The organism is Streptomyces sp. NPDC050560, from assembly GCF_044457285.1.
Taxonomy (GTDB): domain Bacteria; phylum Actinomycetota; class Actinomycetes; order Streptomycetales; family Streptomycetaceae; genus Streptomyces.
This window is the reverse complement of sequence record NZ_JBITGT010000009.1, coordinates 55,989-78,980: the sequence shown is the minus strand read 5'-3', so window position 1 is coordinate 78,980 and position 22,992 is coordinate 55,989. Positions and strand designations below refer to the sequence as shown.

The following is a 22,992-nucleotide window of genomic DNA, read 5'->3' as shown; positions in this document are numbered from 1 at the left end:
TGATATGGAGGGGAAGTCGTTCGGTTGAGGAGGCGGGAGATGACACCAGGCCCCGGGGCGAGCCCCCCGGCGCAGGAACCCGCGCTCGCCGTGCGCCGCCTCTCCGAGCTGGCCGAGAAGGCCGCGTTCTGCACGGCCGGCTGCTGCGGCGCCAGCACCACCGTCTCCGACACCGCCGCCGGGCGCCAGGCCGGTGTCACCCATCCGGACCTGTCGGCCCTCGTGGGCGTGCAGTTGCGCGAGGGCGAGGGCCCGATACCGGCGGCGACCGCCTCCGGCGACCCGGTCGACTCGGCCGACCTGCTGCGTGAGGAGCGCTGGCCCGCGTTCCGGGCCGTGGCGCTCGACGCGGGCCTGCGCTCCCACGTCACCCTGCCCTTCCGGCAGGGCTCCCTCACGGTCACGCTCAGCCTCTACGGCTTCCGCCCCGGCGCCTTCGCCGCCGCCGGGTACGCGTCGGCGCGCGCCCTCGGCGAACTGGCCGCCGCGGGGCTCGCGCGCGACCGCGCCTACCGCGGCGCCCTCGCCGAACTCGACCAGATGAGCGCCGCACTGCGCTCAAGGCCCGTCATCGACCAGGCGTGCGGCATCGTGATGTACGTGCTCGGGTGCGACGCCGACGACGCCTTCGCGGTGCTGCGCCGTATCTCCCAGGGCACCAACCGCAAGCTCGCCGACGTCGCCGCGCGGGTCGTCGAGAGCCGGGGCCACGGCCTGGAGAACCGGCTCGCCTCCCTCGCCCCGGGCGCCGTGCCCCCGCCGAGCCCCGCGAGCGGCGGATGAGCGCCGCCCGCGCCACGGGACGCGGCCCGCTGCGCTACGGTCCCGGCACCCCGGCGCCCGTGCTGGCACCGCCCGGCCCGCTCACGGCCGCCTGCGCGGACGGCGCGCGGCGCACCGCGGCGGAGCCGGCCGGCGGCGGCGCCCCGCTGCGGGAGGCCGCCGCGGGCTACTGGGCGCGCCGGGGCCTGGCCGTGTCCCCCGAGGCGGTGGTGGCGGCGCCCTCCGGTGCCGTACTGCTGCTGGCGCTGCTCGCCGCGGTCGGCGGCGACCTGCTGCTGCCCGGGCCGCGCCCCGCCTGGTGGGCGCCGCAGGCGGGGCTGCTCGGCCACCGCGTGTTCACGGTGCCCGCGCCCGTGGACTGCGGCGGGGTGCCCGACCCGTACGCGCTGCTCGAAACGGTGCGCAGGGTGCGCGGCGAGGGCGGCGACCCCCGGCTGCTCGTGCTGTCGGTCGCCGACGACCCCACCGGCACCGTGCCGCCGCCCGAACTGCTGCACGCGACGGTGGAGGCGGCCGCCGAGGCCGGGCTCGGCCTGGTCAGCGACGAGAGCCTGCGGGACCTGGTGCACCCGGGCACCGCGACCGTGCTGGTGAGCCCCGCCGAGATGGCGCCCGACCGGGTCACCGTGCTCGCCGACCTCGCCGGGGCGCTGCTGCCGCCGTCCTGGCCCGCCGCGGTGGCCCGCTTCCCCGACACCGGGCCCGGACGGGACCTGCGGGCCGGGGTGCTCGACGTGCTCATGGCGAGCGGGGGGCTGCTGACCGGTCCTTCGGCGGCGGCCGCCGCCCTCGCGCTCGGCGAGCCCGCCCCGGTCGCCGACTGGGTCGCCGCCTCCGCCCGGCTCTACGCGCGCCTCGCGGTGCGCGCGTACACGCTGGTACGGGCCGCGGGCGCGCTGGCGCTCCCGCCCGCCGCCGGGCGGTGTCTGTATGTCGACATGGACCCACTGCGGCCCGTGCTCGCCGCGCACGGCGTGCGGGACGCCCAGGAACTTGAGGAGTTCCTGTCCCGCCACGCGGAGGTGCCGGCCGCGGGCGGCCACCGCTTCGGCGACCCGCTCGGCGCGCTGCGCGCCCGGCTCACCCTGCCCGCCGGCGGCCTGGAACCGGCCCTCGCCCGGCTCGCGCTGCCGTAACCCCGGGCCGCGCGGGCGCTCTACGGGACCCGTCCCCGGGCCACTCCCGCCCCCTCGGCACCTCCCGCACCACCCGTCACGGGGTCAGGTCGGCGTCGGCGGGCGATTCGTGCACCAGGGTCCTCTGTGACCCTTGACACACCCTCCGACCCGGCGCAGTCTTCCACTATCCGGGAGTTCAATACCGGCCAGTGGAATCTGCATCGGCTGTATCGACTGAGTTGACCGTTCCGACGCGCCGACGTGCCCGCGCGCCCCGCGCGCCCGATGCCGACGCGCCGCCGATGCCGACCAGAGCGACCACCCCGGAGCGCGCCGCGAACCGGCCGCGCCGGGTGTGACGGCCTCATCGACCGCATCGTCTACGCCATCCTCGGAGCACCCGCATGAGAAACCGCACCAGATCACGGCTCGCGATCCTGGCCTCGGCCGCCGTCCTCGCGGGCGGCGGCTTCGCCGTGTCCCCGGTCTTCGCCCAGTCCGGGGGCGCTGCCGAGCCCGCCGCCAGGGACTACGACGCCGAGATACTCGCCGCCCAGCAGGCCGCCAAGACCGCGGCGGGACTCGAACACCTCGGCACCCTCAACCGCCTCTGCTTCCTCCCGCCGACCAACGGCGCGCCGAGCGGCGAGGACGCCACGCCCCCGTACATCGACGACCCCTCCAAGGCGCCCGCCAAGTCCACCTGGTACGCCGACTCCGCCCAGGTCTTCGACAACCTCTACTTCGTCGGGGGCTCCGTCCACAGTGCCTGGATACTCAAGACCGGCGCGGGACTGATCCTGATCGACTCCGGCTACCAGTACAGCGCCAAGACGCTGATCCTGGACGGGATGAAGCGGTTCGGGTTCGACCCGCGGGACATCAAGTACATCGTCATCTCCCACGCCCACGCCGACCACGTCGGCGGCGTCCAGGTGGTCCAGGAGGCCAGCCACGGCGCCCGGGTGGTGATGGGCGCGGCCGACTGGGACGCGATCGCGGCCCACCCCAAGACGTTCAAGGGGCAGACGCCCGACCCGCGCACCGGCATCAGGGTCACCAAGGAGACCAGGCTGCGGCTCGGCGGCACCACCCTCAGGATCGTGCCCACCCCGGGACACACCCCCGGCACCCTGTCGTTCCTCTTCCAGGTCACCGACCACGGCACCCCGCACACCGTCGCCTACTCCGGCGGCACCGCCCTCGGCTTCCAGAACGACAAGCCCGACCCGGGCCTCGCCAACTACCGCACCTACATCGACTCGGCCCGCACCATGCGCAAGGCCGCGACCTCCGCCGGAGCCACCGTGCTCCTGTCCAACCACTCCGAGTTCGACAACGCGGTCACCAAGACCAGGGAGCTGCCCAGCCGCGGCTTCGGCCCCAACCCCTTGGTAAACGGAAAGAAGTCCGTCAAGAACTACTTCAACGTGGTCGTCGACTGCGCCAAGGCGGCCGAACTCGGCCTGGAGAAGAAGTTCCCGAACGGCTGACGAACCGGCCCCTGGCCCGCGCGTCCGGCCGCCGCCGGGACGCGCGGGCACCGCGCCCCACACTCTCCACGCGCCACACACGCCGTACACACCGGGCGCGCCCCGGAGCGCACCACGGGGCGCCCCGCGCGCTCACCCCGCGTGCTCACCCCGTGCGTTCCGCCTCCGTGCGCCCGGCCGACCGCGCACGCTCCCTCCGCGGGCGCCCCGACACCCTCCGCCACACCGAGGGCGCGGCGCTCACCAGCACCGTCAGCGCCACCGCGAGCGCCACCCCCTGCCAGGGCTCGGCGAACACCGCGCCCCCCAGCACCCCGATGAGCTGGTACGTCACCGCCCACGCCACACACGCGGGCACATTCCCCCGCACGAAGCCCCGCAGCGGCATCCTGGCCAGCAGACACGCCAGCATCACCGGTATCCGCCCCGCCGGGACCAGTCGCGACAGCACCAGCACCGTCACCTCGTGCTCCGCAAGGCGCCGCTGGGCCTGCGCAAGACGCTCCTCCGGCGCCCGCCGCCGTATCGCCTCCAGCCAGCGCGAGCCGTTCTTCGAGCCCATGCCGCGCCGCCCCAGCCAGTACAGCGCCACATCCCCGGAGAACGCCGCGGCGGCGGCCGTCGCGAACACCAGCAGCAGCCCGAAGGGCGACGACGGCGTCCTGTGCCATGCCACCACCGCCGCCGACGACACCAGCGCCCCCGTCGGCACCACCGGCACCAGCGCCCCGATCAGCACCAGCAGGAACAGCGAGGGGTAGCCCACCGCCTGCTGGGCCGACTCCGGCGCCACGTTCGCCGACAGCGCCGCCGCCACCGCGGACATCACCGCGCCACCCGCGGCCGCACGCTCTCCCCGTGCGCCAGCAGGTGCACGGTGGCCCCGGGGGCGCGCACCCCGGCGATCCTGGCGAATTCGCGCCCCGGCGCGTGGAACTCGTGCGGCCGCACCGCGTCCATCCCGATCGGCCAGTACGTGCCGTAGTGCACCGGCACCGCGCTGCCCGCGCCGAGCCGCGCCAGCGCCTCCGCGGCCCGTACCGGATCGAGGTGCTCCGCGCCCAGATGGGGACCCCAGCCGCCGACCGGGAGCAGCGCCACGTCCACCGGCCCCACCGCCTCCGCCATCCCGTCGAAAAGCCCAGTGTCCCCGGCGAAGTAGGTGCGCGCAGCACCGGTCAGCACATAGCCGAGCGCCGGGGCGCCGCGCGAGCCCACCGGCAGCCGCCGCCCGTCGTGCCGCGCCGGCACCGCCCGCACCCGCAGGTCGCCCACCTCGGTCTCGTCGCCCGGCGCCATCTCCGTGACCGCGAGCCGCCGCAGCCCCCGTACGATGCCGGGCGCCCCGCGCGGCACCAGCACCCGGGTACCGGGCGCCAGCCGGGCGAGGGACGCCAGATGCAGATGGTCCGCGTGCAGATGCGAGATCACGGCGAGGTCGGCCACCGCGGCCTCCGGCGGCGGCAGCGCGCCCCCGCGCCGCCGCAGATGCGCAAGGCGCCGGGTGAACAGCGGATCGGTCAGCACCCGCACCCCCGCGTCCTCGACCGTACAGGTGGCATGCCCCCACCAGGTGATCTCCAACGCCTCTCCCACGCCCTCCGCCCCGGCACCGCCGGGTTCTCGACTGCACACGAGCCTACGGGCAGCGCTACGCTTCGTGCCCGGAGAACTCTCAGGCGGGGCGCGGTGAGCGAGGTGAGCGGGACATGCCCGACAGGGCCAGGGACGCGGCCGGGGACGAGGACGGCGGCGCGCCGGGCGCGGAAGGCCCCGGGGGGTTACGGGTCACCGCGATCACCAGCCTGACCCCCCTGGAGGAACTGGACGCCGACCCCTTCCTCGTGGACACCCGCAACCAGCTCGCGATGTGCCGGCACTGGGCCGCGGGGCGCGGCCACGTCATCACGAGCGTCCTCGTGGTCAACGCGCTGCGCTGCGACCACCGCGCCCTCTGGGAGGACGCGGACGCGGGCCGCGTCGACCTCTTCCTCGCCGCAGGACCCCGCGTGCTCGAACGCGCCCTGGCGTCCGTGGCCGTCTTCGCCGCCGAGTGCGACCGGCGCGGCATCGCGCTCGCGACGGCCGACCTCCCCGAGCCGCGCTACTCGCCGGGCGCCAAGGCCGTGGTGCACCGCAGGCTCTCCATGCCCACCGCCGGATACGACGGCACCTGAGGCGAACACCGCCGCGCGGCAGCCACAGACGGCCCCGATCCGGCACTCTCCGGAACCCGCCCGGGGCGGGCCGCGGCGCACGGCACCCGCGGACGCCGTCAGATGCCACCCCTGTCCCGCCCCCGTTACGCTTGAGCCGCGCCCGCCCGCACGACGGCGGGCCCGACGCGAGGTGAGCACGGCGTGAGCAGGGGAGGGTGGCGCAGCACGGGGCGCGCGCTGCTACGGGTGATCGTCGTGTGGGCGGTGTCCACCGTCACCATGCTCGTCCTCGCGGGAGTGCTGCCCGACTTCCGTATCGAGTCCGCCGACGGCGACAGCGCCACCCGCGTCGCCGTCACCGCCGCGCTCGGCGCCGGGGGCTTCGGACTGCTGTCCGCGCTGGTGTGGCCGCTGCTGGTGCGCGCCCTCCTGCTGGTGCCCGCGCTGGTGCTCGGTGCCCTCGTCTTCTTCCTCAACGGCTCCCTGCTGCTGCTCGCCCTCAGACTCAACCCCTCGGGCCGCGGCGACGCCGCCTGGGAGACCGCGGTGGTGGTGGCCGCGGTGATGTCCGCGGTCGCCTCCGCCACCGGCGGCACCCTCGCCGTCCGCGACGACGAGGCGTACCGCAGACGCCTGCACCGGCTCACCCGCCGCCGCACCCGCGGCGCGCGGCCCGCGCCCAAGGCGGCGGGCACGGTGTTCATCCAGCTCGACGGCGTCGGCCACGACGTGCTCCTCGACGCCGTCGGCGCGGGCCGGATGCCGACCGTCGCGGGCTGGCTCGCGCCCGGCGGCAGCCACCGCGTCACCCGCTGGCGCACCGGCTGGTCGAGCCAGACAGGCGCCAGCCAGCTCGGCATCCTGCACGGCAGCACCGACGACATCCCCGCCTTCCGCTGGTACGAGAAGGACACCGGCGTCGTCATGGTCTGCAACCGGCCCAGCAGCGCCCAGGAACTCCAGCGCCGCGCCATCGCCCGCACCGGGCACGGCGGCCTGCTCGCACGGGACGGCGCGAGCCGCGGCAACCTCTTCAGCGGCGGCGCCGACCAGCTCGCCCTCGTGCTCTCCGTCGCCGCCCGCAGGGGCCGCGGCAACCGCTCGCGCGCGGGCTACTTCGCCTACTTCGCCGACCCCGCGAACGCGGTGCGCACCGCCCTCTCCTTCGTCGCCGAGGTCGGCAGGGAGCTGGGCCAGGGCACCCGGGCACGACTGCGCCGCGAGCGGCCCCGGGTCGGCAGGGGCGGGCTCTACCCGCTGATCCGCGCCTTCGCCACCGTCGTCGAGCGCGACGTCGTGGTCGCCGCCGTCCTCGGCGACATGCTCACAGGGCGCACCGCCATCTACGCCGACCTCGTCGGCTACGACGAGGTGGCCCACCACTCCGGGCCGCGCAGCCGCGACGCCGCGCGGGTGCTCGCCCGCCTCGACCGCTCCCTCGCGCTGATCGCCCGGGTCGCCGAGCACGCCGAGCGCCCGTACCGCATCGTCGTCCTCTCCGACCACGGCCAGAGCCACGGCGAGACCTTCCACGGCCGCTACGGGCTCACCCTCACCGACCTGGTGCGCGCGGGCGCCGGCCTGCCGGTGCCGCGCCGCGCCCAGCGCACCCACAGCGGCGCCGAGGCCCGCAACGCCGCACGCGCCGCCCTCGGCCGCCCCGTCGAGGAGCACGCCGCCCGGCGCCACCGGCACAGCGACCCCGTGGTGCTGGCCTCGGGCAACCTCGGCCTTGTGTCGTTCCCCGACGTGCCGCACCGCATGACCCGCCAGGAGATCGACGACCGCCACCCCGCACTGCTGTCCACCCTCGCCAACCACCCCGGCATCGGGTTCCTCCTCGTCGCCGACGAGGAGCACGGCGGCGTGGTGCTCGGCGCGCACGGCGCCGCCGTACCGGTGGGCCGCCTCACCGACGGCGAGGGCCCGCTCGCCGACTTCGGGCCCGGGGCCGCCGACGCGGTGCGCCGCACCCACGGCTACCGCAACACTCCCGACATCATGGTCAACTCCTGGTACGGGCCCGAGGAGGACGAGGTGCTGGCCTTCGAGGAGCAGATCGGCTCCCACGGCGGCCTCGGCGGCGCCCAGTCCCACCCCTTCGTGATCTCCCCGCACACCCTCCCGCCGCCCCTCGTCGACGGCGCCGAGCCCGTGGGCGCCGCGGAACTCCACACCGTCCTCGCCTCCTGGCTCGCCCCCGCCGCCGCGGCCCCTGCCCCGCGCCGCCCGCTGTCCGAACGCCCGGGGCGCACCGCCCCCTGATCCGGCGCCCACCGGAACCGGCTCCCCCCGCCGGGCCGTCTCCACGGAAAACCCGGTGCGCAAGGAACGCCCGCACCGGACACTGGGTGCGGCGCCGCGGGCACGCCGGGGCGCCGGGCAACCGGAAGGAGCACCGTTGGAGGCGGCCGTCACCGTCACCCCGTCCCGGGTACCCGAGCTTCTCCTCGGCCTCGCCACCGTCCGCCCCGTCTTCCTCTGGGGCGCCCCCGGCATCGGGAAGTCCTCGCTGGTGCGGGACTTCGCGGAGTCGCTCGGCCTGGAGTGCGTCAGCCTCCTCGGCACGCAGCTCGCCCCCGAGGACCTGATCGGGGTGCCGCAGATCAGGGACGGCAGATCGGTCTTCTGCCCGCCCGAGGCCATCGCCCGCGACGAGCCGTACTGCCTCTTCCTCGACGAGCTGAACGCCGCGACGCCCGACGTGCAGAAGGCGTTCTACTCGCTGATCCTCGACCGCCGCATCGGCAACTACGAGCTGCCGAAGGGCTCCATCGTCATCGGCGCGGGCAACAGGGCCACCGACAACGCCCTCGCGCGCCCGCTGGCGTCCGCGCTCATCAACAGGCTCACCCACGTCCACCTGCGGGCCTCGTCCGCGGACTGGCTGGTGTGGGCGGGCGAGCACGGCATCCACCCCTGGATCGTGGACCACCTCACCGACCGGCCCGACCACCTCTGGTCCAAGGCCCCCAAGACCGAGGAGCCCTTCTCCACGCCCCGCTCCTGGCACATGCTCTCCGACGCCCTGCACTCCTTCGGGCCCGCCCTCGACGAGGACACCCTCTCGGTCGTCGCGCACGGCACCCTCACCCCCGCGCACGCCGTCGCCTTCTGCGGCTATGTCAAGATCGTCCGCCACGCCCACGGCCTGGAGGCCATCGTCAAGGGCGACGCCTCGTGGCCCCGCCGCCTGGAGGACCGCGACCTGCTGTACTACCTCGCCGACGCCTTCCGCGGACGCCTCATGAAGACGCTGCCCGCCAGCAAGGAGCACGTGTCGGCGAGCGCACGGCAGTCCGTGTACCGGGCCAAGGCGCTCCTCGTGCAGCTCGCCGAGATCTCCGTCGAGGTCGCCCAGACCGTCATCGCCGACGACGCCGACGGCAACCCGGTGCTCCCCGCCTGGTTCCTGGTGGAGGCCGCCCGCGACATGCCCCGGCTCGTCGAGGCCCGCAAATGAGCGGCGGCGGCAGGGGCGGCAAGGGCGGCAAGGGCGGCAAGGGCAGGGACGGCAAGAAGGAGAAGAAGGACCCCGCCAAGGAGGCGTTCGAGGCCGGCTTCCGCATCATGGCGTCGAACCCGGCGCTCGGCGCCCTCGACGTACGCACCTGCCGCTCACCGGACTGCGCCCACGCCCCAGAGCGCGGCCTGGTCGTCGTCGACTCCAACGGCGTCCTGCACGCCCACCCCACCCGCTACGCCACCCCCGCCGCCTGGGCCTGGGCGCTCGCCCACTGCGTGATCCACCTCGGCTTCGGCCACGTACGCGCCGCCACGGGCGCCCGCGCCCAGCCCGACGCCTTCGACACCGCCGCCCGCTGCGCCGTCGTCAACCGCTTCCTGACCGGCTTCGCCGTCGGCGACACCCCCGAGGACCTGCCCGCCACCTACCCCGACGGCGACGAGGAGAAGATCGCCGGGCAGTGGCGCAGGGACGGCATCCCCGGCGCCTACGCGCACTGCGGCACCGGGGGCGGCGCACCCGACCAGGTCCTCGTGCCCTGGCAGGTCTTGACGGGCCACAAGCCCCCCGACTGGCAGCTCGCCTTCGCCCGGGAGCTGACCAGGACCGTCTCCGCCGCCATGGACATGGCCGGCGGGCGCCGCCTCAGCCTCACCGCGGCGCCCCTGGAGCAGCGGCCCTGGCAGGAGGCGCTGAGCTGGTTCGTCTCCTCCTACCCGCTGCTCGGCGGCATCGCCGCGGGCATGACCCTGGTCGCCGACGCGGAACTCGCCAGGCGGAGCGACATCTCCATCGCCGCGGTCAGCCCCGACGCGGGCGAGATCTACGTCAACCCCCTCAAGCGCTTCAGCCGCGAGGAGTGGCGCTTCATCCTCGCCCACGAGATGCTGCACGCCGCCCTGCGCCACGGCGACCGCTGCGGCGCCCGCGACCCCTACCTCTTCAATGTCGCCGCCGACTACGTCATCAACGGCTGGCTGCGGCAGATGGACGTCGGCGACATGCCGGAGGGCCTGCTGCACGACCCCGGCCTCGCCGACCTCTCCGCCGAGGAGGTCTACGACCGCATCACCTCCGACCTGCGCCGGATGCGCCGCCTGGCCACCCTGCGCGGCAAGGGCCTCGGCGACGTGCTCGGAGCGCCCCTCGCCCGCGCTCCCCGCGACTACGTCGACCTCGACGACTTCTACCGGCGCGCCCTGGTGAACGGCTTCGAGATGCACGGCCGCCAGGAGCGCGGTCTGCTGCCCTCAGGACTCGTCGACGAGATCCGCGCCCTCAGCCACCCGCCGCTGCCCTGGGACGCCAGGCTCGCCCGCTGGTTCGAGGAGTTCGTGCCCCGCCCCGAGCCGGTACGCAGCTACTCCCGCCCCGCGCGGCGCCAGGCGGCCACCCCCGACATCCCGCGCGCCGGGCGCTACCACCCGCCCGAGGAGGCCGCTCGCTGCACCTTCGGCGTGGTCCTCGACACCTCGGGCTCCATGGGCCGCGTCCTGCTCGGCAAGGCCCTCGGCGCCATCGCCTCGTACGCCACCGCGCGCGAGGTCCCGGCCGCCCGCGTGGTGTTCTGCGACGCCGCGCCCTACGACGCCGGATACGTCCCGGTGACCGAGATCGCGGGCCGGGTCAGGGTCCGCGGACGCGGCGGTACGGTGCTCCAGCCCGCGGTCGACCTGCTGCGCCGCGCCGAGGACTTCCCGGCCACCGCCCCGCTGCTGATCATCACCGACGGCTACTGCGACGCGCTGCGCGTGCGCACCGAGCACGCCTACCTGCTGCCACCCGGCGGCAGGCTGCCGTTCACCCCGAAGGGGCCGGTGTTCCGGGTGTCCTGACGCCCTGTGGGGGATCACACCGTCCGCGCGCGCGGATCGCGGGGGCACGCGTCGACCCCCGGCCCCTCGATGTGATCGGATGTCCCCGACGGCCCGCCGTCCTCAGCCGAACAGCCGAACAGCCGAAAGGGCATACACCGTGGCAACGACACGCACCGCACACACCGTCTGGGAAGGCAACCTCACCGAGGGCACGGGTGTGGTGACCTTCGACTCCTCCGGCATCGGCGAGCAGGCCGTGTCCTGGCCCTCCCGCGCCGAGCAGGCGAACGGGAAGACCAGCCCCGAGGAACTGATCGCCGCGGCCCACTCGAGCTGCTTCTCGATGGCCCTGTCCAACGGCCTCACCAAGGCGGGCAACCCGCCGGCCAGGCTCACCACCTCCGCCGACGTGACCTTCCAGCCCGGCACCGGCATCACCGGCATCCACCTCACCGTCGAGGGCCAGGTCCCCGGCCTCGACGCGGCCGGCTTCACCGCCGCCGCCGAGGACGCCAAGAAGAACTGCCCGGTCAGCCAGGCCCTGACCGGCACCACCATCACCCTCACCGCCAAGCTCGCCTGACCCCGGCCCCGCCGCGGTCACGGCAGGCACCGGTCCCGGGTGCCGCGAGGGGGGCGCCACCGCGCCCCCCTCGCCCCGTATGCCCACCCACGCACGGGGTACCCGCCGCGTGAATCGGGAGTTCCGGGGGCGGCGGAAAGGGGTTCGACATGGCACGCGCGGTCGGGATCGATCTCGGCACGACAAACTCGGTGGTCGCGGTCCTCGAAGGCGGTGAGCCCACCGTCGTGGCCAACGCGGAGGGTGCCAGGACCACCCCGTCCGTGATCGCCTTCGGCAAGAACGGCGACGTACTCGTCGGCGAGGTCGCCAAGCGGCAGGCCGTCACCAACGTGGACCGCACCGCCCGCTCCATGAAGCGCCACATGGGCGAGGCCGACTGGCGCTTCCCCGCGGAGGGCTCGGTCGACGGCACCCGCTACACCGCCCAGGAACTGTCGGCCCGGGTGCTCCAGAAGCTGCGCAGGGACACCGAGGCGTATCTCGGCGAGGACGTCACCGACGCGGTGATCACCGTCCCCGCCTACTTCGACGACCACCAGCGGCAGGCCACCAAGGAGGCCGGGGAGATCGCGGGCCTCAAGGTGCTGCGGATCATCAACGAGCCCACCGCCGCGGCCCTCGCGTACGGCCTCGAACGCGGCGACGAGCAGACCGTGCTCGTCTTCGACCTCGGCGGCGGCACCTTCGACGTGTCGCTGCTGGAGATCGGCGACGGTGTGATCGAGGTGAAGGCCACCAACGGCGACACCCAGCTCGGCGGCGACGACTGGGACCAGCGCATCGTCGAGTATCTGACCAGGCAGTTCAAGAACGCACACGGCATCGACCTCGGCCAGGACAAGATGGCGGTCCAGCGCCTCCGTGAGGCGGCCGAGAAGGCCAAGATCGAGCTGTCCTCGTCCACCGAGACCACCGTCAACCTGCCCTACATCACCGCCTCGGCCGAGGGTCCGCTGCACCTGGACGAGAAGCTCACCCGCGCCCAGTTCCAGGACCTCACCTCCGACCTGCTCGACCGTTGCAAGAAGCCCTTCCACCAGGCCGTCGAGGACGCCGGGGTGGAGCTGTCCGCCGTCGACCACGTCATCCTCGTCGGCGGCTCCACCCGGATGCCCGCCGTGACCGCCCTCGTACGGGAGCTGACCGGCAAGGACCCGCACAAGGGCGTCAACCCCGACGAGGTCGTCGCCGTCGGCGCCGCCCTCCAGGCCGGGGTGATCCGCGGCGACGTCAAGGACGTGCTGCTGCTCGACGTCACCCCGCTGTCCCTCGGCATCGAGACCAAGGGCGGCATCATGACCAAGCTCATCGAGCGCAACACCACCATCCCCACCAAGCGCTCCGAGATCTTCACCACCGCCGACGACAACCAGCCCTCCGTCGGCATCCAGGTCTTCCAGGGCGAGCGCGAGATCGCCGCCTACAACAAGAAGCTCGGCGTCTTCGACCTCACGGGACTGCCGCCGTCCCCGCGCGGGGTGCCGCAGATCGAGGTCACCTTCGACATCGACGCCAACGGCATCATGCACGTCTACGCCAAGGACCTGGCCACGGGCAGCGAGCAGAAGATGACCGTCACCGGCGGCTCCGCGCTGCCCAAGGACGACATCGACCGCATGGTCCGCGACGCCGAGCGGTACGCGGAGGACGACCGCAGGCGCCGCGAGGCCGCCGAGACCCGCAACCAGGCGGAACAGCTCGTCTACCAGACCGAGAAGTTCCTCGCCGACAACCCCGCCGACACCTCGGGCCTGCCCGAGGACACGCGCGCCGAGGTCCAGGGCGCCGTCGACGAGGTGAAGCAGCAGCTCGCGGGCGAGGGCGAGCCCGACACGGAGCGGCTGCGCACCTCCGTGGAGAAGCTGGCCACCGTCAGCCAGAAGATGGGCCAGGCCATGTACGCCAAGCGCTCCCAGGACACCGGCGCGGGCGAAGGGCAGGGCGGCGCGGCGGGGGAGCCGGGCGCCGAGGGGCAGGAAGGCGAAGGCGCCCAGGAGGACGTGGTGGATGCGGAGATCGTGGACGAGGACCGCCCGGACGGCGACACCGGCCGCGAGGGCCCCCGCGGCTGAGCCGCCGCCGGGGCGTCGGCCGCGGACGCGGCCTCAGCCCCCGCTGCCGAGCCCCCGCCTGATCGCGCGCTCCACCGGCGAGTAGTCCCCGTCCGCCCTGTCGAGTTCGCAGGGGACGGCCGGGTGGAGCGGGGGCTGCGCCATGAAACGGGGGCGGCTGCCGTGGTGCGGCTGCGCCGCGTGCACCAGGAACGGATGGCAGAGGAAGACGTCGCCAGGCGCGCCCGTCGCGTACACCACGGGCCGCTCCCGCGACGCCTCCTCGATCTCGCGGTGCGCCTTCAGCACCGAGACCCCGGCGTCCCCGCTCGGCGCGAGCACCGGCGGTATGTCCAGATGGGAGCCGACCCTGACACGGGTGGGCGCGTCCTCCTCGTGGACCTCGCTGAAGAGGAACAGCATCAGCAGCGCCCGCCCCGAGGTCTTCACGTTCGCGCGGTACCGCGAGGCGCCCGGGGGCAGGAAGCTGCCCTCGATGTGCCAGCCCGCGTCGTCCGGCTCCTCGGGGTGCGGGAAGCGCAGCGGAAAGCTGCCGAGCGAGTCGCGCGGGACCCAGCGGCCCCGGCCGACCAGGGCGTCGAACGCCTCGTGCAGCACGGGCGCGTTCACGGCGGCGGCGAACGGGGGCTGCGCCATCCCGCCCACCCAGTGCACCGGCCGCGTCCAGGTGCCCGGGTCGTCGGGAGCGCAGCCGGTCTCCCGCCACAGCAGCTCCGCGCACTGCGCGGCGGTGTCCGCGGGGACGGCGCCCCGCAGCGCCACGAACCCGTCCGCCATGAAGCGCTCCACCAGCGCGTCGTCGATCACCCCGCCATCCTGGCCCCAGGACCCCGCCGCGCGCACCGTGTTTTCCGACCGACCGACCGACCGACCGACCGACCGACCGACCGCCCGCGCCGCCCCCTGCCGCCCGCGCGCCGTCCGCGGCCGCCCGAGCCTGCCCGAGGCGTCCCGATCGTGACCGGATGGGGCGAATGGAATGCGTCCCGGGCGGTGATCGTTGAGGATGACAGGATCAGATCCGACGAACGAAGGACACAGCCCCCGTGAGCAAGGTCCCCCCGATCATCCTCAACAACGGCATCGAGATGCCCCAGCTCGGTCTCGGCGTGTGGCAGATGGCGGAAGACGAGGTCGAGACCGCGGTCGCGACCGCGCTGGAGGCCGGCTACCGCAGCATCGACACGGCCGCCGCCTACGCCAACGAGGAGGGCACGGGCCGGGCCGTCGCCGCCTCGGGCGTCCCCCGCGACCAGCTCTTCGTCACCACCAAGCTGGCCAACTCCGACCACGGCCACGACGCCGCACTGCGCGCCTTCGACACCTCGCTCGCCAAGCTCGGCCTCGACTACGTCGACCTCTATCTGATCCACTGGCCGATGCCGGAGCACGACGACTACGTGGCCACCTACAAGGCCCTGGAGAAGATCCACGCCGACGGCCGCGCCAAGTCCATCGGCCTCTCCAACTTCCTGCCCGAGCACATCGAGCGGCTGCTCGACGAGACCTCGGTGATCCCGGCCGTCAACCAGATCGAGCTGCACCCCCACCTCCAGCAGCGCGAGGCCCGCGAGTTCCACGCGCGCCAGGGCATCGCCACCGAGGCGTGGTCACCGCTCGGCCAGGGCAAGGGCCTGCTCGAAGTCCCGGCGATCATGGCCATCGCGCACAAGCACGGCAGGACGCCCGCGCAGGTCGTGCTGCGCTGGCACGTCCAGCTCGGCCAGATCGCCATCCCGAAGTCCGTGACCCCGTCCAGGATCAGGGAGAACGTCGACGTCTTCGGCTTCGAGCTGGACGAGGAGGACATGGCCGCGATCCGCGCCCTCAACGAGGACCGCAGGATCGGCGGCCACCCCCGCGACGTGAACTGACACACCCCCACCGCCGGACCGCGCCCACCCCTGCCCCGCGGTCCGGCGGCGGCGCGCCCGCCGGGCCCCGTACGGTGCGTCAGGCCCCGTACAGCGCCTCGACCTCGCGCGCGTACGCGTGCTCGATCGCCCGCCGCTTCAGCTTCAGCGACGGCGTCAGCAGCCCGTGCTCCTCGGTGAACTGGTGCGCCAGGATGCGGAACGTCCGTATCGACTCCGACTGCGACACCAGCGTGTTCGCGGCCACCACCGCGCGCCGCACCTCGGTCTCCAGATCCGGGTCGCGCACCAGCTCCTCCGGGCTCGGCACCACCCTGCCGCGCATCATCAGCCAGTGCTCCACCGCCTCCGCGTCCAGCGTCACCAGGCCCGCGACGTACGGGCGGTCGTTGCCGACCACGATGCACTGCGCGACCAGCGGATGCTCCCGCACCCGCTCCTCCAGTGGCCCGGGGGACACGCTCTTGCCGCCCGAGGTCACCAGGATCTCCTTCTTCCGCCCGGTGATGGTGAGGTAGCCGTCCTCGTCGAGCGCGCCCAGGTCCCCGGTGGCCAGCCAGTCCCCGCGCAGCGCGCCCGCCGTCGCGTCCGGGGCGCCCAGGTAGCCCTGGAAGACATGGCCGCCGCGCAGCCACACCTCGCCGTCCTCGGCGATACGCACGTCGGTGCCGGGCAGCGCCCTGCCCACCGTGCCGAAACGGGTGCGCTCCGGGGGGTTGGCGGTGGCCGCCGCGGTGGACTCCGTCAGGCCGTACCCCTCGTAGATGGTGATGCCGGCCCCGGCGAAGAAGAGGCCGAGGCGCCGGTCCATGCCCGAGCCGCCCGACATCGAGTGCCGCACCCTGCCGCCCATCGCGGCCCGCACCTTGGCGTACACCAGCTTGTCGAAGACCTGGTGCTGGAGGCGCAGCGCCGCCGAGGGCCCTGGCCCGGTGCCGAACGCCTTCGCCTCCATCGCGTCCGCGTAGCGCACCGCGGTCTCCACGGCCTTGTCGAACGGTCCTGTCCTGCCCTCGCGTTCCGCGGTGCGGCGGGCGGCGTTGAACACCTTCTCGAAGATGTACGGCACCGCGGTGATGAACGTCGGCCTGAACGTGGCCAGGTCGGGCAGCAGCGCCGCCGCGCTGAGCTGCGGCTGGTGTCCGAGCTTGACCCGGCCGCGCACCGCCGCGACCTCCACCATGCGGCCGAAGACGTGGGACAGCGGCAGGAAGAGCAGGGTCGCGGCCTGGTCGCCGCGGCGGGTGTGGAACACCGGCTCCCAGCGGCTGGTGATGGTGTCGGCCTCGAAGGCGAAGTTGGCGTGGCTGAGGACACAGCCCTTGGGGCGGCCCGTGGTGCCCGAGGTGTAGATGACCGTCGCCACCGTGTCAGGGGTGACCGAGGCGCGGTAGTGGTGCACCGTCTCGTCGTCGATACGGGCGCCCGCCTTGTGCAGCTCCTCCATGACGCCCGCGTCCAGTTGCCAAAGGCGGCGCAGCAGCGGCAGCCTGTCGATGACGGAGCCGACCGTCATGGCGTGGTCCTCGTGCTCCACCATCACCGCGGTGACCTCGGCGTCGTGCAGCATCCACAGCACCTGCTCGGCCGACGACGTCGGGTACAGCGGCACCACCTGGGCGCCGAGTGTCCACAGCGCGAAGTCGAAGAGGGTCCACTCGTAGCGGGTGCGGGACATGATCGCGACCCGGTCGCCGAACCGGACACCGTCGGCGAGCAGCCCCTTCGCCAGGGCCAGCACATCGTCGCGGAACTGCCCCGCCGTCACATCCTGCCACTGGCCCCGTGCGTCCTTGCGGCCGAAGGCGACCCGCTGGGGATCGTCCTCGGCATGCTCGAACACGACATCGGCGAGGCCGCCCGTGGGCGGTGTCACGGCCACGTCGGCGTTGGTCGATTCGTGCAACGGTGCTCCCTCGGCGCTTGCTCAGGCGCGGTGACGGTACCCCACCGGTTGCCGTCCGATAAGGGGCGCGGCAGATGCCGTGAGGTGGCCTGAACACACTGGTCAGCGGCGTAAATGGGGCCAAGAGGGAGGAGCGGGGACAGAATTCTGACGCTTGAGTAAGTATTGCGCCGAGCCCTCCACGGAATCCCTACGGCTTTCCCACCCGGCGCCGCGCCCGCCGCGCGCGGCGGCGGGCGGAGGGGTGCGGCGCCGCCCTGTGAAATGGTCCATACCGTTCGTAACCGTACGGGGCGGAAACGGAGCTTCCTGTTACGGGTGCGGGGGCGGCGTGCGGGCGCGCCGGGGGAGGGGCGTCTTCGCGCCGCGCCGCTGCCCGGCGGTTCAGCGGACGGCGTGGAGCCGGTCGCCCGCCGCCAGGATGGCGGACGCCAGGGCGTCGGCCGCGCCCTGGGCGGACGCCCTGCGCCGGTCGTGCAGCAGGACGAAGTCCACCTCGCCCAGCTCCGGAAGACCCGCGCGCTCCGGCACCCGCACCAGGCCCTGCGGGATCAGCCCGCGCGAGTGCGCCATCACACCGAGCCCGGCGCGGGCCGCCGCGACCAGGCCGCTCAGGCTGCCGCTCGTACAGGCGACGCGCCAGGTCCTGCCCTGCCGCTCCAGCGCTTCGAGCGCGAGCGCCCTGGTGATGCCGGGCGGCGGGTACACGATCAGCGGCACCGGGCGTGCGGGGTCGAGCCGCAGCCGCTCCGCGCCGATCCACACGAGCCGGTCGTGCCACACCGTGGAGCCCCGGGGGTCGCGCGGCCGGCGCTTCGCCAGCACCAGGTCGAGCCGCCCCGCCGCCAGCCGCTCGTGGAGCGTGCCGGACAGCTCCACCGTCAGTTCGAGGTCCACCTCGGGGTGGTGGTGGCGGAACGCCTCCAGGATGTCCGTCAGCCGGGTCTGCACAAAGTCCTCCGACGCCCCGAACCGCAGCCTGCCGCGCAGCCGGGTGCCGGTGAAGAAGGCCGTGGCCTGCTCCTGAACGTCGAGGATGCGGCGGGCGAAGCCGAGCATCGCCTCGCCGTCCTCCGTCAGCTCCACGGAGTGGGTGTCCCGGGTGAACAACTGCCGCCCCGCCGCCGCTTCGAGACGGCGCACATGCTGGCTGACGGTGGACTGGCGCAGCCCGAGGCGCCGGGCCGCGCGGGTGAAGCTGAGCGTTCCGGCCACCGCCAGGAAGGTGCGGAGCTGCGCCAGGTCGTACATGTGAACGAGCTTATCGCGGTTCGTGATGGCAGTCAGTCCCGTATGCCGGATTCCCGATCAAGAAGGGGTGGAGGAGCATGGAGAGGGGACGTTCCGGGCCTTGCGCGTGCGGGGAGGAACCGCCGGACCCCGCACCACCGAGACCCCTGGCACCTCCGCAAGAACAGTGAGTACCTGCAACGATGTCGAAACGCCTGGCGTGGCCGTCCTGGATGCCCGTCGACCCCTACATCGTGGCGATCCTGGCCACGGTCCTGACAGCGGCCCTGCTGCCGGCCCGGGGCGACGCCGCCGACGTGGCCTCCTGGGTCTCCAACGCGGCCGTCGGGCTCCTCTTCTTCCTCTACGGGGCCCGGCTCTCGACCCGTGAGGCGCTGACCGGGCTCGCCCACTGGCGGCTGCATACGGTGGTCCTGGTCTGCACCTTCGTGGTGTTCCCGCTGCTCGGCCTGGCGGGCCGGGCGCTGGTGCCGCACGTGCTCACCCCGGACCTCTACAACGGCTTCCTGTTCCTGACGCTCGTGCCCTCGACGATCCAGTCCTCGATCGCGTTCACGTCCATCGCCAGGGGCAACGTCCCCGCGGCGATCTGCGCGGGCTCCTTCTCCTCGCTCGCCGGGATCGTGCTGACGCCGGTGCTCGCGGCGCTGCTGCTGGGCAAGAACGGCGCCGGGTTCTCCGCGGACGCCGTACTGGACATCGTGCTGCAACTGCTGGTGCCCTTCGTGGCGGGGCAGTTGCTGCGCCGCTGGGTCGGCCCGTTCATCCAGCGCAACCGGAGGGTGCTCGGCCTCGTGGACCGGGGCTCGATCCTGCTGGTGGTCTACACGGCCTTCAGCGAGGGCATGGTGCAGGGCGTCTGGCACCGGGTCACGGTCGCCAGGCTGCTGCTCCTGCTGGCCGTCGAGGCGGTGCTGCTGGCCGCGATGCTGACCCTGACCTGGTACGGATCGCGGCGGCTCGGCTTCGACCGCGCCGACCGGATCGCGATCCAGTTCGCCGGGTCCAAGAAGTCGCTCGCGTCGGGCCTTCCGATGGCGAGCGTGCTGTTCGGCGCGCAGGCGTCGCTCGCGGCGCTGCCGCTGATGCTCTTCCACCAGATGCAGCTCATGGTGTGCGCCTGGATCGCCAAGCGGCGCTCCCGCGACCCGGAGGCGGTGGAGGAGGCCCGGGCGGCGCCCGGGGAGGCGTCCCCCGCCGGCACCGCCGCCAGGACCGCCTCGTCCCCGGCCCGTTGACGCCCGGCGCTGGGGCCCCGGGGGTCGGCACCGGCCCGTGAGGCGGCGGCGGGGCGGGAGCCGTCCTGCGGCCCCGCCCCGCCGCCGTCCACCACCGGTGGCCGCCGTGTCCTGCGGTCAGTCGCGCGTGTCGACGTCGTCCATCGGCAGCCAGATCACCGGGGTCCCGAGCCGCCGCTCGGCGGCCGTGGCGGGCCCGTTCCCCTTCAGGCCCTGCACCTCGTCGGTGCTCAGGCCCCGGGAGTAGACCCGGACGTCGTCGATGGCGCCCTTGAAGAACGCCCGGCTGTCCATGCGCTGCCCGATGTGCACCCCGAACGGGGAGTTGCGGCTCACCGAGCCCGGCACGTCGGGAACGCTGTACGAGGTGTTGTCGAGGAACAGGGTCAGGGCGCCGCCGCTGCGCCGCAGCGCCGCGTGGTGCCACGTGCCGTCGTTGTACGCGCCGGTGCTGTTCACCGAGACGGTGGCCGGGTCGGAGGCGCCCTCCTTGGTCGTGATGAGCCCGGTCACCCGGTTGTTCTCGGGTTCGGCGCGCAGCCAGACCTGGGGCTGGGTGGTGCCGACCCCGCCCATCCACAGCAGGGGCTGCTCCCCGCTCGTGGCGGAGTAGCGGAACCACAGGGACGCGGTGAAGTCCTCGTCGCCGAGGGCCTGTTCCCTGCGGAACGGCAGCCGTACCGCGTCGTCGACCCCGTCGAACGCGAGCGCGTTGCCGTGCTTGCCGCGGGTGGTGCCGGCGCCGCCGAGTACGGACGCCGCGGGCTCGCCGGGGGCGAGGTCGTCGGTGGTGGGATCGGGGCCGCGGCGGGCGGCGGGCCAGTTCTCGCCGAAGCGCACGAAGCGGATCTCGTCGCGCGCGTCCACCGCGCCGCCCTCGTAGACGAGGCCGACGGTGTGCGCGTCGGCCTGCACCATGTCGGAGTAGCCGGACCAGTCGGTGGTGACGACGCGGCCGCGGTCCACGCTGTCCCAGGTCCTGCCGCCGTCGTAGGAGGAGCGGATCATCATGGTCCTGCGCCGGTCGGGGTCGCCGGGGCAGGCCAGCAGCATGCGGTTGCCGGTGCGCAGCAGGGAGCCCTGGACCTGCGGCGCGTACAGGTCGGGCACCGCGGTGAAGCGGGACGAGAAGGTGTCGCCGCCGTCGGCCGAGACCGCGACCGTGCGGTGGCCGAGGTCGGTGCCGTCCTGCTCGCGGCCGCTGACGTAGACGCTGCCGTCGGCGCGCTCGGCGAGCGCCATCTCGGAGGGCTTCTGCGGAAAGGTTCCGTCGGGGCTGATGGGATAGGTGTCCGAGGCGCCGATGCGCCAGTGGTCGCCGCCGTCGTCGCTGACGATGAGCGCGGCGTGGTTGGCGCTCACCCGGTCCCCGGCCCAGGTCTCGGTGTTGACGCCGAAGACCAGCCGGCCCTTGTGGTCGCCGTGTTCGAGCTGGAGGCCGTGCACGGGCCCGGTGGCGTACCAGGAGTTCCAGGCGGCGGGCATGATCTCGGAGCTGAGGTCGCGGGGCTTCGACCAGCTTCTGCCGTCGTCGTCGCTGTACTGGAGGTGCGGGGAGCGGTCGCACGGGACGGGGCAGGAGGCGCCGTCGGTGCGGCCGGTGTTGTAGGTCTCGGCGACCAGGACGCGCCCGGTGTCGCGGTCCACAAGGGGCACCGGGTTGCCGTGGGTGTCGCCGCCGCCGTCGTTGACGACGGAGAGGCCGCTCCAGGTGCGGCCGTCGTCGTCGGAGCGCTTGACGACGATGTCTATGTCGCCCGCGTCGCCGCAGTCGTGGACGCGGCCCTCGGCGAAGGCGAGGAGCGTGCCCGCCTTCGTCTTCACCACGGTCGGAATCCGGAAGCAGGTGTACCCCGGGTCCTGGTCCGCCCGGAACAGCACCTGCTGGTGGAACCCGGAGTCGGGCGCCGACGGCGCGGCACCGCCCGTGGCGGGCAGCGCGACCACGGCGACCAGGGCGGCGAACGCCGTGCCGAGAGCGCCCAAGGGTCTGACTGCGCCCAGGGCTCTCAGCCGGGCGCGGAGGGGTGACGGCATGAAGGAGACCTGTCCTGTCAAGGTGGAACGTCAGAACATCCGGACATCCCACGTCCTATGTACAGACCTCAGACGCTACGTCCGCCCGGCCGCACCCCACAAGAAGCGTGCGCCGGGCATTGGTAGGAATTGACGGCCCGTCCGCCATCGTGCCGCCGGGACGGCCCGGCCGTGGTGAGGATATGAGCGCGCGTCAGATGACAAGCACCACCTTCCCCCGGTTGCTCCGGGTCTCGATCCATTCGTGTGCCCTCGCGGCCTCGTCCAGCGGAACGGTCGCGTGCACGGCGGGGCGCACGGTGCCCGCGGCGAACAGCTCCCACAGCTCGCGCCGCCGGCGCTCGTACCACGCGGGCTGCTCGCGGGCGATGCGCGCCATCTGGAAGCCGATGGCGGTCTTCGCCCCCGCCAGCAGGTCGTACGCGGAGATGCTGCCGCCGCCCGAGCTGTATGCCACCAGACGGCCGCCGGGCGCGACCGCGCCGACGACGCGCCCGAGGAGGTCGCCGCCGACGGCGTCGAGCGCGTAGTCGACAGGCTCTCCCCAGGACGCGTCCGCGTACGCCACCGCGGAGTCGGCCCCGAGGGCGAGGGGGAGCGCCGCCTTCGCCGGGTCGGACACGGCGGCCACCACCCGGGAGGCGCCGCGCACCCGGGCGAGCTGTACCGCAAGGTGCCCCACGCCACCGGCCGCCGCGGTGACGAGCGCGCGCTCGCCGCGCCGCGCCCCCGCCGCGTCCAGCACCCCGAGCGCCACGAGGCCGCTGCGCACCAGGGCCACCGCGTCGACCGCCGAGGCACCCCGCGGTATGGGCCCCGCCATCGGCGCGAGCAGGGGGACGACCTCCGCGTACCCGTGGCCGAAGCAGAGCCCCGTGACCCGGTCGCCCACGGCGAAGCCGCCGACGCCCGCGCCCAGCGCGACGACCTCGCCCGCGACCTCGCCGCCCAGCGGCACCGGCTCCGCGGCCTCCCGCACCTTGCGCACCACGGGCAGCGTGACCCCGACGGCCTCCGCCCGCACCAGCAGCTCGCCGGGGCCCGGCGCTGGGGCGGGCACCTCCTCCGTGAACAGGGGCCCGCCCTGATGGTCGTACCGAACCCGGCGCACCGTCACCTCCGCTTGCCGTCGACTGACCGGACGAAACCATGGGGGATACCAACGGTGTCGCGGTGGCAACGGTAGGCGAAG

At 73.9% G+C, this 22,992-nt stretch carries 18 protein-coding genes; 11 read left to right on the top strand and 7 right to left on the bottom strand.

What is annotated here, in order from left to right:
- The first annotated feature begins 39 nt into the window (after positions 1 to 39).
- The 3 genes from ACIBIW_RS21580 (at position 40) to ACIBIW_RS21570 (ending at position 3,394) form a co-directional block, all read left to right on the top strand.
- On the top strand, positions 40 to 783 hold the full coding sequence (locus tag ACIBIW_RS21580) for an ANTAR domain-containing response regulator (protein WP_399338547.1): 744 nt from the start codon (positions 40 to 42) through the stop codon (positions 781 to 783).
- Positions 780 to 1,919 (top strand): pyridoxal phosphate-dependent aminotransferase, encoded by a 1,140-nt coding sequence (locus ACIBIW_RS21575; protein WP_399338545.1) that lies wholly within the window; start codon positions 780 to 782, stop codon positions 1,917 to 1,919. Before ACIBIW_RS21580 ends, ACIBIW_RS21575 begins: the two co-directional genes overlap by 4 nt.
- A gap of 386 nt (positions 1,920 to 2,305) precedes the next feature.
- Positions 2,306 to 3,394, top strand: a complete 1,089-nt coding sequence (locus tag ACIBIW_RS21570) for an MBL fold metallo-hydrolase (RefSeq protein ID WP_399338543.1) — start codon at positions 2,306 to 2,308, stop codon at positions 3,392 to 3,394.
- A 145-nt stretch (positions 3,395 to 3,539) separates the two neighbouring features.
- On the opposite strand, the gene ACIBIW_RS21565 is transcribed toward ACIBIW_RS21570, so the two are convergent.
- Together ACIBIW_RS21565 and ACIBIW_RS21560 are read right to left on the bottom strand one after the other, a co-directional pair.
- Positions 3,540 to 4,220 (bottom strand): DedA family protein, encoded by a 681-nt coding sequence (locus ACIBIW_RS21565; RefSeq protein ID WP_399338541.1) that lies wholly within the window; start codon positions 4,218 to 4,220, stop codon positions 3,540 to 3,542.
- Entirely contained in the window at positions 4,220 to 4,978 is a 759-nt protein-coding gene (locus ACIBIW_RS21560; protein WP_399338878.1) for an MBL fold metallo-hydrolase, read from the bottom strand. The genes ACIBIW_RS21565 and ACIBIW_RS21560 overlap by 1 nt, the downstream gene beginning before the upstream one ends.
- Positions 4,979 to 5,103: 125 nt before the next feature.
- Between ACIBIW_RS21560 and ACIBIW_RS21555 the strand changes: the two genes are divergently transcribed.
- The 6 genes from ACIBIW_RS21555 (at position 5,104) to dnaK (ending at position 13,494) form a co-directional block, all read left to right on the top strand.
- Positions 5,104 to 5,571: a hypothetical protein gene (locus tag ACIBIW_RS21555; protein WP_399338539.1), complete on the top strand. Its 468-nt coding sequence runs from the start codon at positions 5,104 to 5,106 to the stop codon at positions 5,569 to 5,571.
- A 261-nt stretch (positions 5,572 to 5,832) separates the two neighbouring features.
- A complete protein-coding gene (locus ACIBIW_RS21550) occupies positions 5,833 to 7,818 on the top strand; it encodes an alkaline phosphatase family protein (RefSeq protein WP_399338877.1) in 1,986 nt (661 codons plus the stop codon).
- Between the two features lie 136 nt (positions 7,819 to 7,954).
- A complete protein-coding gene (locus ACIBIW_RS21545; RefSeq protein WP_399338537.1) occupies positions 7,955 to 9,016 on the top strand; it encodes an ATP-binding protein in 1,062 nt (353 codons plus the stop codon).
- Positions 9,013 to 10,854, top strand: coding sequence for a hypothetical protein (locus ACIBIW_RS21540; protein ID WP_399338535.1), 1,842 nt, complete (start codon positions 9,013 to 9,015; stop codon positions 10,852 to 10,854). The genes ACIBIW_RS21545 and ACIBIW_RS21540 overlap by 4 nt, the downstream gene beginning before the upstream one ends.
- Positions 10,855 to 10,993: 139 nt before the next feature.
- The gene (locus ACIBIW_RS21535; RefSeq protein ID WP_399338533.1) at positions 10,994 to 11,419 is read left to right on the top strand and encodes an OsmC family protein; all 426 of its coding nucleotides are present in this window, start codon (positions 10,994 to 10,996) and stop codon (positions 11,417 to 11,419) included.
- Positions 11,420 to 11,568: 149 nt separating this feature from the next.
- Complete coding sequence (gene dnaK, locus ACIBIW_RS21530) at positions 11,569 to 13,494, top strand: molecular chaperone DnaK (RefSeq protein WP_399338531.1); 1,926 nt, start codon at positions 11,569 to 11,571, stop codon at positions 13,492 to 13,494.
- A gap of 33 nt (positions 13,495 to 13,527) precedes the next feature.
- Here dnaK and ACIBIW_RS21525 read toward each other — a convergent pair whose 3' ends face one another.
- Entirely contained in the window at positions 13,528 to 14,298 is a 771-nt protein-coding gene (locus ACIBIW_RS21525; RefSeq protein ID WP_399338876.1) for a phytanoyl-CoA dioxygenase family protein, read from the bottom strand.
- Positions 14,299 to 14,540: 242 nt separating this feature from the next.
- Between ACIBIW_RS21525 and ACIBIW_RS21520 the strand changes: the two genes are divergently transcribed.
- Positions 14,541 to 15,368: an aldo/keto reductase gene (locus ACIBIW_RS21520; protein WP_399338529.1), complete on the top strand. Its 828-nt coding sequence runs from the start codon at positions 14,541 to 14,543 to the stop codon at positions 15,366 to 15,368.
- Positions 15,369 to 15,447: 79 nt separating this feature from the next.
- Here the strand turns inward: ACIBIW_RS21520 and ACIBIW_RS21515 are convergent, their stop codons facing one another.
- The gene (locus tag ACIBIW_RS21515) at positions 15,448 to 17,274 is read right to left on the bottom strand and encodes an AMP-dependent synthetase/ligase (RefSeq protein WP_399338527.1); all 1,827 of its coding nucleotides are present in this window, start codon (positions 17,272 to 17,274) and stop codon (positions 15,448 to 15,450) included.
- A gap of 384 nt (positions 17,275 to 17,658) precedes the next feature.
- A complete protein-coding gene (locus ACIBIW_RS21510) occupies positions 17,659 to 18,525 on the bottom strand; it encodes a LysR substrate-binding domain-containing protein (protein WP_399338525.1) in 867 nt (288 codons plus the stop codon).
- A 182-nt stretch (positions 18,526 to 18,707) separates the two neighbouring features.
- Here ACIBIW_RS21510 and ACIBIW_RS21505 point away from each other — a divergent pair, with 182 nt between their 5' ends.
- Positions 18,708 to 19,763 carry a bile acid:sodium symporter family protein gene (locus ACIBIW_RS21505; protein ID WP_399338523.1) on the top strand — a complete coding sequence of 352 codons (1,056 nt, stop codon included), beginning with the start codon at positions 18,708 to 18,710 and terminating at the stop codon, positions 19,761 to 19,763.
- Between the two features lie 117 nt (positions 19,764 to 19,880).
- Here ACIBIW_RS21505 and ACIBIW_RS21500 read toward each other — a convergent pair whose 3' ends face one another.
- Together ACIBIW_RS21500 and ACIBIW_RS21495 are read right to left on the bottom strand one after the other, a co-directional pair.
- Complete coding sequence (locus ACIBIW_RS21500; RefSeq protein WP_399338521.1) at positions 19,881 to 21,800, bottom strand: exo-alpha-sialidase; 1,920 nt, start codon at positions 21,798 to 21,800, stop codon at positions 19,881 to 19,883.
- A 193-nt stretch (positions 21,801 to 21,993) separates the two neighbouring features.
- A complete protein-coding gene (locus ACIBIW_RS21495; protein ID WP_399338520.1) occupies positions 21,994 to 22,911 on the bottom strand; it encodes a zinc-binding alcohol dehydrogenase family protein in 918 nt (305 codons plus the stop codon).
- Positions 22,912 to 22,992: the final 81 nt, after the last annotated feature.

Coding starts and splice junctions, on each gene's coding strand:
- ACIBIW_RS21580 (WP_399338547.1), top strand. CDS start 40: ATGACACCAGGCCCCGGGGCGAGCCCCCCGGCGCAGGAACCCGCGCTC.
- ACIBIW_RS21575 (WP_399338545.1), top strand. CDS start 780: ATGAGCGCCGCCCGCGCCACGGGACGCGGCCCGCTGCGCTACGGTCCC.
- ACIBIW_RS21570 (WP_399338543.1), top strand. CDS start 2,306: ATGAGAAACCGCACCAGATCACGGCTCGCGATCCTGGCCTCGGCCGCC.
- ACIBIW_RS21565 (WP_399338541.1), bottom strand. CDS start 4,220: ATGTCCGCGGTGGCGGCGGCGCTGTCGGCGAACGTGGCGCCGGAGTCG.
- ACIBIW_RS21555 (WP_399338539.1), top strand. CDS start 5,104: ATGCCCGACAGGGCCAGGGACGCGGCCGGGGACGAGGACGGCGGCGCG.
- ACIBIW_RS21550 (WP_399338877.1), top strand. CDS start 5,833: ATGCTCGTCCTCGCGGGAGTGCTGCCCGACTTCCGTATCGAGTCCGCC.
- ACIBIW_RS21540 (WP_399338535.1), top strand. CDS start 9,013: ATGAGCGGCGGCGGCAGGGGCGGCAAGGGCGGCAAGGGCGGCAAGGGC.
- dnaK (WP_399338531.1), top strand. CDS start 11,569: ATGGCACGCGCGGTCGGGATCGATCTCGGCACGACAAACTCGGTGGTC.
- ACIBIW_RS21510 (WP_399338525.1), bottom strand. CDS start 18,525: ATGTACGACCTGGCGCAGCTCCGCACCTTCCTGGCGGTGGCCGGAACG.
- ACIBIW_RS21505 (WP_399338523.1), top strand. CDS start 18,708: ATGTCGAAACGCCTGGCGTGGCCGTCCTGGATGCCCGTCGACCCCTAC.
- ACIBIW_RS21500 (WP_399338521.1), bottom strand. CDS start 21,800: ATGCCGTCACCCCTCCGCGCCCGGCTGAGAGCCCTGGGCGCAGTCAGA.